Origin of the sequence: Microcoleus sp. PH2017_34_RAT_O_A, assembly GCF_020737885.1 — a bacterium.
In the GTDB taxonomy this organism is placed as follows: domain Bacteria; phylum Cyanobacteriota; class Cyanobacteriia; order Cyanobacteriales; family Microcoleaceae; genus Microcoleus.
Genome location: NZ_JAEQDD010000119.1, coordinates 26,923 through 34,766, shown reverse-complemented (window position 1 = coordinate 34,766; position 7,844 = coordinate 26,923). Strand labels below are relative to the sequence as shown.

Here is a 7,844-nt window from a genome sequence, read left to right as displayed (position 1 = left end):
TTCTTTTAAATCAATCAAAGCGTTTTGGTAAACACGAGAAGACAACTGATTCATCCAAGCACATTCAGGTTGTTTCTTGACGTAGTTAGTGAGAACTTTCTTGATTTCGTTGATGACCTTTGAGTCGGAAAACTCACCTCCACCGTACATTTGAACTCTCAGGCTCAAACCCATGTTAAATACCACGCGCCGAAAGCCTGCGTGTTTTGCCATCAAGGTTGCTTCAGTATTATTCAATTTGAGCGCTCGCTTGACGGCAAACATGGAACTGACTCTCAGCAATCAACTGTAGATAAGTTTAGCTTTCCTATTTGCCACTTAAGTCTTGCTCTTAACCTATCGCCGAGAGCTCGTTGACAATTTTGACTTTTCCCTTGAGCACCGAGCGCAGCAGGCGGTTGATCGAATGTCTGTCTTGCTCGTCGAGAGAGTCATCCAATACAGCGGCCATCAAACCGTAGCGATCGGCTACAGTCAAACTGCCCGTATCGGTAACAGAGTGACGCTGGCATGGCAGAGAGCGTGATGTTTTGAGCCTAACTGTGTGATAACCACGGAGCTTATTTTGTGACGAGCGACGTTTGAAGTCTGCGATCGCCGTCACAATATTATGTCAGAGCTACCCATTGCCTCCACTCCCCTCCAAAATCTAAAGATTTATAAAGCTTTTTGGGATCTGTGGGTGTCTTTACCCATTTCCAATGTATAAAACGCATTGCGGTGATGCAAAAAGCTCATAAAACTCAAGATTTTGTAAAAATAGCTACGAATATTTACTGTTGCGCGCTTTACATTAGTTCATAACAAAGGTGCATCGGAATACAGCGATCGAGCCATCGGTAACAACTATAACCATATATAGTTTGGCTGAATTCGAGACAGCGCCTGGCAAAGCTCAAGTATACAAAAGACCAACCATGCTTAAACGAAATTAGATCCAGTAACTAAATATACAGTTTTAAATCCACAGGCTCATTAAGGTTAGCAGGAAACACATTTTATGCTCCAAGTCAATATCTCAGGGAATAAACCAGCAGCGAGGGTAAATCGATGACCCAAACAGTAGAACCCCAAGCGAGCCTAAACAAATTTGAAAAACTCAAAGCCGAAAAAGATGGCTTAGCGGTCAAAGCCGAACTAGACCACTTTGCCCAAATCGGCTGGGAAGCAATGGATGCAACAGACCGCGAGCACCGCCTCAAATGGCTCGGCATCTTCTTTCGGCCAGTAACTCCGGGCAAATTTATGATGCGCCTGCGTTTGCCCAACGGCGTCATTACCAGCAATCAAACTAGAACGTTAGGAGACATATTGCAACGCTACGGCTCCGACGGCAGCGCTGACATTACCACCAGACAAAACCTGCAACTGCGCGGAATTCGGATCGAAGATGTGCCCGATATCTTCCGCCGCCTCAAGGAAGCGGGGATGACCAGCGTTCAGTCTGGCATGGACAATGTACGTAACATCACGGGTTCCCCAGTCGCGGGTTTGGATGCCGACGAACTGATAGATACGTGGGAATTGGCGAACCAAGTCCAAGACATGATTACCAACAGCGGCGAAGGCAACCCAGAGTTTTCCAATCTGCCGAGAAAGTTTAATATTGCGATCGCAGGTTGCCGCGATAACTCAGTCCACGCCGAAATCAACGACATCGCCTTCGTACCCGCTTACTCTGACGGCAACATCGGCTTCAACGTTTTAGTCGGTGGCTTCTTCTCCGCAAAACGTTGCGAAGCTGCGATTCCTCTCAACGTCTGGGCAAGTCCCAGCGACGTTGTAGATTTGTGCAGAGCGATATTAACGGTATATCGCGATCGAGGCCCGAGAGCAAACCGCCAAAAATCTCGCTTGATGTGGCTGATTGACGAACTCGGCATCGAACAATTCCGCGCAGCCGTCGAACAAGAAGTAGGCCGCACTTTGTCCCCCGCCTCCCCCAAAGATGAAATCATCTGGGACAAACGCGACCACATCGGCATCTACGCGCAAAAACAATCAGGGCTCAACTATGTAGGGTTGCACGTTCCCGTCGGACGGCTGCAAGCAGCGGATTTGTACGATTTGGCCAGAATCGCTGAGGTTTACGGCAGTGGCGAACTCAGGCTCACCGTCGAAGAAAACGTGATTGTTCCCAATGTTCCCGACTCGCGGCTCGAATCCCTAGTCAAAGAACCGTTGTTACAGCGTTTCTCGATCGACCCCGCACCCCTGATGCGAGCCTTAGTTTCCTGCACCGGGTCGAAGTTTTGCAACTTCGCCCTCATCGAAACCAAAGCCCGATCCGTGGCAATGATTCGGGAACTGGAAGCCGAACTCTCTGTTCCCAAACCGGTCAGAATTCACTGGACTGGTTGCCCCAATTCCTGCGCTCAACCCCAGGTAGCCGACATCGGCTTGATGGGTACAAAAGTTCGGAAGAACGGCAAAACCCTCGAAGGTGTAGACATCTACATGGGAGGAACAGTTGGCAAAGATGCTCATTTGGGTACTTGCGTCCAAAAAAGCATTCCTTGCGAAGACCTGAAACCGGTGCTGCATCAACTGTTAATTGATAAGTTTGGGGCCGTGCCCAATCCAGCTTTCGGGGATGTCGCTTCCCTGAACCGGCAACTGCAACTGACGGTTGAGAGAGACGAAACAGTTCTGATGGCGAAACCTCAGACATCTACTGTCATTTTCGCTCGATCGGGCAAAACAGTTGCTTGCAGCGAAGATGAGTTCATTCTCGACGTTGCCGAAAGGGCTGGGCTTGAACTGGACAGCAGTTGTCGATCGGGAACCTGCGGCACTTGCAAGCAGCAACTCCTAGAAGGTAAAACAGTCTACGACAGCCAGCCTGACGCAGCCTCCGACTTAGAACCAGGGTTCATCTTAGCTTGCAGCGCGCGGGCGATCGGCAAAGTGTCGATCGACGCCTAATATCATAATGTGAGATTCGAGAGACCCAAAGAATTATGTCATTGCGAACAGAATTATGTCATTGCGAATGATATTGTCTCAGTGCGATCGAAATTATGTCATTGCGAAGGTCGTAAACCAATCTCACATCAGGCATCTCACATTTCGAGTATCTCAAAGTACACCAACAATTCAAGACAAATGAGCAACCTTTCTAGAAGAAAATTCATCATCACCGCCGGAGCAACAGCAGCAGGCACCCTCCTCGCCCACGGTTGCAGTTCCGGTTCCAGCACTACCAGCGCCTCACCGGGCGCTGCCTCACCGGGCGCTGCCTCACCGGGCGCTGCCTCACCCAGTGCAGCCCCAGCAGTCAACATCAACCCCGCCGACGCCCCCGAAGTTACCACTGCCAAACTCGGATTCATCGCCCTCACCGACTCAGCGCCCTTAATCATCGCCCAAGAAAAAGGGTTATTTGCCAAGTACGGCATGAAAGACGTACAAATCCTCAAACAAGCATCTTGGCCAGTTACTCGCGACAACCTAGAACTCGGTTCTGAAAAAGGCGGCATTGACGGAGCCCACATCCTCTCCCCCATGCCTTACCAGATGACCTTAGGCACAATTACCAAAGGCAATCAACCAGTGCCGATGAACATTGTTGCCCGGTTAAATACCAACGGTCAAGCCATCTCCGTAAGCAAAAAATACCTAGATTTAAAAGTAGGTACAGACAGCAAACCACTCAAAGCAGCCCTCGCCAATCAAAAAATTGCTGTTACCTTTCCCGGCGGCACCCACGATTTGTGGATGCGCTATTGGTTAGCAGCCGGTGGCATCGATCCGAATACAGATGTTTCTGTTATTCCAGTACCGCCACCTCAAATGGTAGCTAACATGAAATCCGGCAGCATGGAAGCATTTTGCGTCGGCGAACCTTGGAATGCCCAGCTAGTTACTCAAAAAGTTGGATACACCGCCTTAGTAACGGGAGAACTCTGGAAAGATCACCCAGAAAAAGCCTTAACTTTAAGAGCAGATTGGGTTGAGAAAAACCCTAAAGCTACTAAAGCAATTACAATGGCCGTACTGGAAGCTCAGCAGTGGTGCGATAAGCCAGAAAATAAAGATGAGATGTGCCAAATCATCTCTCAAGATAAGTGGTTGAAAGTACCACTTGCAGATATTGCAGGTCGCATGAAAGGACAAATTGACTATGGTACTGGCCGCGTTGAAGCAGCTAGTTTAGTAGCAATGAAATTCTGGGCTGACAATGCTTCCTATCCCTACAAGAGTCACGATGCTTGGTTCATCGCAGAAAATATTCGCTGGGGTTATATGCCGGCAACTACCGACATCAAAGCCACGGTTGATAAAGTTAACCGCGAGGATATTTGGAAAGCAGCAGCGACAGCACTTGGCGTTCCCGCTGCCCAAATTCCGGCTACCACTTCTCGCGGTGTCGAAACATTTTTTGACGGCGTGAAGTTTGATCCGGAAAAACCAGAAGAATATCTGAAGAGTCTGGCTATCAAGAAAGCCTAATTAGTGAACAGTTGACAGTTGACAGTTGACAGTTGACAGTTGACAGTTGACAAATCATAAAATTTAGTGGCGTTGAGTTTCGCAACTCAACCCACCACAGCCGATAGGGTTCTCAATTCAAAGTATCTACAAATAATCGATTATTCACTACTGTACTGCAAACAGACAAATGGCAACCAATCTCTCTGTTTCTAAGAGCAAAAATCCAGCAAATTTCGTGCTGGATATGGTTCAAAAAAACCGCAAAAAAATCATCCGCCCGCTAGTTGCGATTACAGTTCTGCTGGTAGTTTGGCAAATCCTCTGCCACGACCCCACATCCACCTTGCCCGGCCCGATTAAAGCCGTCCAAGAAAGCTGGAATTTGATTATCAATCCGTTCTTCGATAACGGTGGTACTGACAAAGGTTTATTCTGGCAACTGGCTGCTAGCTTGCAGCGGGTGGCGATCGGCTTTACTCTAGCAGCAATTCTAGGCATTGGTTTAGGAATATTAATCGGTACAAACTCTTTAATGTTCGATGCTTTAGACCCGCTATTTCAAGTATTTAGAACAATCCCGCCCCTGGCTTGGCTACCGATCGCCCTGGCAGTATTTCAACAGTTCAATCCCTTTGAAGGCTTGGGGATGAAAGCTAACGAAGTTTCTGCACTTTTCGTAATCTTGATTACAGCAATCTGGCCGATTCTGATTAATACCACAGTAGGCGTTCAACAAATACCTCAAGATTACAGAAACGTCGCCCGAGTCTTGCGCCTCCCCAACCAAAAATACTTCTGGAAAATCTTGCTACCGTCTTCGGTTCCTTACATCTTCACAGGGTTGAGAATTGGTATCGGTTTGTCTTGGCTGGCGATCGTAGCTGCGGAAATGTTAGTCGGCGGTGTCGGCATCGGCTTCTTCATCTGGGACGCTTATAACAGTTCTCGACTCAGCGCCGTGATTCTGGCAGTGCTTTATGTAGGAATCGTCGGTTTGATTTTAGACAGACTCGTTGGTTTCGTCGCTTCCAAAGTTGTTCCTGAAGACAATAAATAAGATTGGGGAATGGGGAATGGGGAATGGGGAATGGGGAATGGGGAATGGGGAATGGGTGATTAGTAGTTGGTGATTAGTTATTAGGAAGCGGGAATAATTATATATGCCCAATGCCCAATGACCTGTTTGGCCAATGACCTGTTTGGCCTTCTTCCCAATTCCCAATTCCCCATTGCCAAATTAATAATTAGCATCTACTAAAGTACAAACTAACAGAAAATAATCATGTCAATCCTTATTGAAGTAGACCACGTAGACCGCGTATTTAACTTGCCAAATGGCGAGCAATATATCGCTCTTAAAAATATCGAACTTAAAATTAAAAAGGGAGAATTTATCACTTTAATCGGACACTCCGGTTGTGGCAAATCTACACTGTTAAATATCATCGCCGGACTGGACACAGCAAGTCAGGGCGGGATTACTTTAGAAGGGCGCGAAGTCCGCGAACCAGGCCCGGATAGAATGGTGGTATTTCAAAATTACTCGCTACTACCTTGGCTGACGGTGCGCGAAAATATTGCTCTAGCAGTAGATGAAATTTACAGCGGTAACTCTAAAGAAGATCGCGAGTTGGTAATCGAATACCACATTAAATTGGTGGGACTCGGACAGGCCGCCAACAAGCGCCCCAGCGAAATTTCTGGGGGGATGAAACAAAGAGTTGCGATCGCCCGCGCCCTCGCTATCCGCCCAAAATTGCTCCTGCTAGACGAACCCTTCGGTGCTCTCGATGCTTTAACTCGCGGTGGTTTGCAAGACCAATTGATGAACATTTGCGAAGAAAGTAAAGTCACCAGCGTGATGGTAACTCACGACGTGGATGAAGCTTTGTTGCTGAGCGATCGCATTGTAATGCTCACCAACGGCCCGGAAGCGCAAATCGGACAAATTCTGGAAGTGGACATTCCTCGGCCCCGCAAGCGCATGGAAGTGGTCAACCATCCGAGTTACTACGCGCTGCGAAACGAAATGGTTTACTTCCTCAACCAGCAAAAGCGGGTGAAACAGCGCCGGGCCAAACAACAAGCCCCATCCGTGGCGATCGCCCGCAACGGCCTGGAAAAAGTCAACCTCGACATCGGCTTTATTCCCCTCACCGACTGCGCGCCCTTAGTCGTAGCCAAAGAGAAAGGATTCTTCAAAGCCCACGGCTTAGAAGAAGTCACTCTCGTGCGCGAACCTAGTTGGAAAGAAATTGCCAAAGGTATCGCGCAAGGACGGCTGGACGCGGCGCAAATGGTTGCAGGAATGCCGATCGCCATGCTGTTGGGATTGGACGGCGAAGCCCCGGTTCCCATCAACAGCGCCTTAACCCTGTCCCGCAACGGTAACTCGATTATTTTCGGGAAACACCTTTACGACCAAGGTATTCGGACATTAAAGGATTTCAAAGCTGCGATCGCCAAGACCCCCGACAAGGTACAAACCTTGGGCATGGTACACTCCGCTTCCATGCACAATCTGCTGTTCCGCTACTGGCTGGCTGCCGGTGGGATTGACCCCGATCGCGATGTAGCCTTGACCATGCTTCCTCCCCCGCAGATGGTATCGAATTTAAAAGCAGGCAACATCCAGGGCTACTGCGCCGGCGATCCCTGGAACTCCAAAGCAGTCAACGACGGTACCGGTTTTGCCATCGCCCGTTCCCTGGATATTCTGCCCGGACACATCGAAAAAGTTCTCGGCGTTAGCGAAGATTGGGCTCAGAAATATCCTAAAACCCACGTCGCCCTCGTCAAAGCGCTTTTGGAAGCCTGCGAATACTGCGACGACCGCCGCAACCGCGAAGAAATCCTAGAATTGATTTGCCAAGAACAATACATCGGTGCGGATCCAAAAGACATCCGTCCGGGGTTCATCGACCCGTACAACTCCGGTACGGAGGCACAACCCGAAATGCTCTACAATTTCAACCAGTTCTATGTTGACAAAACCAATTGTCCAGACCGCCTAGAAATGGTGTGGGTGATGTCGCAGATGGCCCGCTGGGGACTGATTCCGTTCCCGAAAAACTGGGTGGAAGTGGTCGATCGAGTTTTGCGGCCCGATGTGTTCGGTCAAGCAGTGCGCGAGTTGGGTTTGCCGGATATCGCTAGAGCTCGCCGGACGATCGAACTATTTGACGGCACTGTCTTTAATCTAGACGACCCGATCGACTACCTTGAAAACGTCAAAATCAAGCGCGACCTTCGCATTGAAGAAATCTTAATTGAACAAATAGGCAGTCAGTGTTCCATCAGACAGCCAGCATAATCACCAAATAGGAAGAGGGAGTGAAGAGTAAGGAATCAGGAAACAAGACTCCACATTTCCCGCTTCCTAATTACCTCTCTTACTAACCCTTAATCCT

Annotated in this window: 6 protein-coding genes and 1 pseudogene; 5 read left to right on the top strand and 2 right to left on the bottom strand. The window is 48.8% G+C overall.

The genetic code is table 11. The features are described 5' to 3' along the window. Both JGK11_RS28910 and JGK11_RS28905 read right to left on the bottom strand, forming a co-directional pair. Positions 1-264 (bottom strand): helix-turn-helix domain-containing protein (locus JGK11_RS28910; protein WP_293192553.1); only part of this gene is annotated, 264 nt, incomplete at its 3' end. A 67-nt stretch (positions 265-331) separates the two neighbouring features. Further along, positions 332-517: a hypothetical protein gene (locus tag JGK11_RS28905; RefSeq protein ID WP_293184273.1), complete on the bottom strand. Its 186-nt coding sequence runs from the start codon at positions 515-517 to the stop codon at positions 332-334. A 533-nt stretch (positions 518-1,050) separates the two neighbouring features. Here JGK11_RS28905 and JGK11_RS28900 point away from each other — a divergent pair. From JGK11_RS28900 to JGK11_RS28885, 5 genes and pseudogenes are all read left to right on the top strand, one after another. Continuing rightward, positions 1,051-2,577, top strand: a pseudogene (locus tag JGK11_RS28900) (ferredoxin--nitrite reductase); the annotation flags it as partial. A gap of 75 nt (positions 2,578-2,652) precedes the next feature. Continuing rightward, positions 2,653-2,925, top strand: coding sequence for a 2Fe-2S iron-sulfur cluster binding domain-containing protein (locus JGK11_RS32965; protein ID WP_293271524.1), 273 nt, complete (start codon positions 2,653-2,655; stop codon positions 2,923-2,925). Positions 2,926-3,105: 180 nt separating this feature from the next. After that, on the top strand, positions 3,106-4,452 hold the full coding sequence (locus JGK11_RS28895) for a CmpA/NrtA family ABC transporter substrate-binding protein (protein ID WP_293184223.1): 1,347 nt from the start codon (positions 3,106-3,108) through the stop codon (positions 4,450-4,452). A 169-nt stretch (positions 4,453-4,621) separates the two neighbouring features. Beyond that, the gene (gene ntrB / locus JGK11_RS28890) at positions 4,622-5,491 is read left to right on the top strand and encodes a nitrate ABC transporter permease (protein ID WP_293184225.1); all 870 of its coding nucleotides are present in this window, start codon (positions 4,622-4,624) and stop codon (positions 5,489-5,491) included. A gap of 225 nt (positions 5,492-5,716) precedes the next feature. Then, positions 5,717-7,747, top strand: coding sequence for a nitrate ABC transporter ATP-binding protein (locus tag JGK11_RS28885; RefSeq protein ID WP_293184227.1), 2,031 nt, complete (start codon positions 5,717-5,719; stop codon positions 7,745-7,747). Positions 7,748-7,844 lie beyond the last annotated feature (97 nt).

Coding starts and splice junctions, on each gene's coding strand:
- JGK11_RS32965 (WP_293271524.1), top strand. CDS start 2,653: ATGGCGAAACCTCAGACATCTACTGTCATTTTCGCTCGATCGGGCAAA.
- ntrB (WP_293184225.1), top strand. CDS start 4,622: ATGGCAACCAATCTCTCTGTTTCTAAGAGCAAAAATCCAGCAAATTTC.
- JGK11_RS28885 (WP_293184227.1), top strand. CDS start 5,717: ATGTCAATCCTTATTGAAGTAGACCACGTAGACCGCGTATTTAACTTG.
- JGK11_RS28895 (WP_293184223.1), top strand. CDS start 3,106: ATGAGCAACCTTTCTAGAAGAAAATTCATCATCACCGCCGGAGCAACA.